This is a genomic window from Methanotorris formicicus Mc-S-70, assembly GCF_000243455.1.
Classification (GTDB): Archaea; AGJL01; Methanococci; order Methanococcales; family Methanococcaceae; genus Methanotorris; species Methanotorris formicicus.
This window is the reverse complement of the sequence record NZ_AGJL01000097.1, coordinates 1-2,268: the sequence shown is the minus strand read 5'-3', so window position 1 is coordinate 2,268 and position 2,268 is coordinate 1. Positions and strand designations below refer to the sequence as shown.

At 33.7% G+C, this 2,268-nt stretch carries 2 protein-coding genes; one reads left to right on the top strand and one right to left on the bottom strand.

The annotated features are described in order from the left end of the window. The coding region (locus METFODRAFT_RS10425) for a hypothetical protein (protein WP_007045402.1) at positions 1-335 on the bottom strand (335 nt) is incomplete at its 3' end. A gap of 130 nt (positions 336-465) precedes the next feature. On the opposite strand from METFODRAFT_RS10425, the gene METFODRAFT_RS09470 reads away from it, so the two are divergent. Continuing rightward, positions 466-1,917, top strand: a complete 1,452-nt coding sequence (locus tag METFODRAFT_RS09470; protein ID WP_007045401.1) for a phosphoadenosine phosphosulfate reductase domain-containing protein — start codon at positions 466-468, stop codon at positions 1,915-1,917. The last annotated feature ends 351 nt before the right edge of the window (positions 1,918-2,268 follow it).

Here is a 2,268-nt window from a genome sequence, read left to right as displayed (position 1 = left end):
ATGTAGTTATATCGAATATTGCAACCATAAACCTTTTTACTCCATCTCCTTAGTAGCGTTGAATCGATTATTGCAGTGTATTTAAATCTATTGTCATCAAAAATATCGGGAAGGTTGGATAGTTGAGTATACAAACAAAACTCATTTTCTGATAGTTTTTGTAGGTTTCTAACGATAGTCGTTCTGTGAATTCCCGAGACATACTCTGAAAATGCTTTGATAGTTTTTATTGGCGTTAGTGTTCTAACTTGTGCGAACTTAGATAACTCCTCCGAACAGTTAAATCCTAAACTATTTATAGAATTAGTGAGTATACTATTAAGTGCTGCTAGCATAGGAGATGCACCGTTTTTTAACGAGTTATTCAAGCACTACATATTCTATTTTTGGTTTTAAAGTTAATATTGTTAAATCACACTATCAGTTATTGATTATTTTTTATTTTTATGGTATGTGAGGGATAGGATGAGAACAATATTGGGAAAGATGCATTTAAAATGGTGTCATCACTGCAACTTACCAGTTTTGGATAAGGTTTGCAATATATGTAGAAATGAACCTGTTAAGGTTGAATTAACCCCTCCAGGGGATGCGAGACCGGCATTTGAAAAGGAAATAGAATTTATAGAAAATTTAATTAAAGAACAGTTTGGAACTAATAAGGATATTTTAAAGGGTAGAATTGTTTTGATGAACAAACTCCCGGGAAATGAAGATATGCAAGAAATTATCATTGATGGACAAGTTGTTGCTAACCTAAAATACGACAATGGATGGAAAATAATACCCAAACTTGAAGGAGCAAGGAGGATAGTAAATGCTAATGGTTATAAGAAGATCGTTGTTATAAAAGAAGATGTTATTCCCTACCTTTTAGATAAGAGTTCATCTGTTTTGAGACCTGGTGTAATTTATGCATCTGAGGGAATTAAAAAGGGTGATGAAGTTATCGTTCTCAAAAAAATAAATGGAAAAGATGAGGATGTTGTAGCAGTTGGTAGAGCAAAGATGGATTATGGGGAAATTTTAAAGGCAGAAAAAGGTGTGGTTGTGAAAGTTAGACATGCGGAGGAGCCAAAAAAGGCATATAAATTAAAAACATCTAAAAAGAATTTAAGAGGATTGTTTAAGGATATGGTTAAAGCAAATGAGGATGTAATAAGAAGATTCGAGGAGAATTCAGTTGGATTTATGAGAAATACTGCAAAGAAGATGAATCTACCAATAACTGTTGCATATTCTGGTGGAAAAGATAGTTTAACCGTTTTATTGTTGGCATTGAAGGCATTTGATAGAGAGGAGTTTAATGTCCTATTTACAGATACGGGATTGGAGTTTGAAGAGACCTTAAAAAATGTTGATATTGTGCAGAAAACCTACAACATAAGATTAATAAAAGAGGAATCTAATGAGTTTTGGGAAAAGTTGGAGGAATATGGCCCTCCTGGAAGAGATTATAGGTGGTGCAGTGAGATTTGCAAATTAAAGCCCCTAAAAAGATTAATTGATAAACACTATCCAAATGGAACACTAACTTTTGTTGGATTGAGGAAGTATGAGTCATTTAATAGGGCAAAGAAACCAAGAATCCAAAAAAATCCAAACATTCCAAAGCAAATAAATGCAATGCCAATCCACAATTGGAGTGCTATGCATGTTTGGCTCTATCTGTTTAAAAATAATGCTCCATACAACAAGATGTATGAGAAGGGGTTTGATAGGGTTGGATGCTACGTATGTCCTGCTATGGAATTGGGGGAAATCGATAAGGTTAAGAGAGAATATCCTGAATTGTGGGAGAAATGGGAGGAATTTTTAAAGAAATGGGCTAAAAAGGTTGGATATGATGAAAAATGGATAGAAGGATTATGGAGATGGAAAAATCCAAAAATAAAAAATAAGAATAATAAACTTTAAATATCTTTACCATTTGTTGTCGCTAAGAAACTCTGCCTTAGGGCGGTGATGAATTCAGATGAAATCCTTCGGATTAGATGAAAACCTATAGGTTTTCATTGCTCAAAACCTTCGGTTTTGATTTCATTACTCTCCTCGCTTCGCTCGGAGATAGGGAAGGGGGGATACACTATTTTTATCATTATGTTTTCGACCACATATAGTAAAACCGTAATTCCCATCACAAATTTAAATATTTATTTAATTGAATTAACTTCATCTAACACTTTAAGATTATAAGCGATTGTGAAGAGTAAGAGCTTAACACTCAGCCCTTTCTTGCTTACAGCGTGAATATGCTTAGAAAACATC

Bases quoted from the DNA above. Each gene is read 5' to 3' on its own strand.
- METFODRAFT_RS09470 (WP_007045401.1), top strand. From the start codon at position 466: ATGAGAACAATATTGGGAAAGATGCATTTAAAATGGTGTCATCACTGC.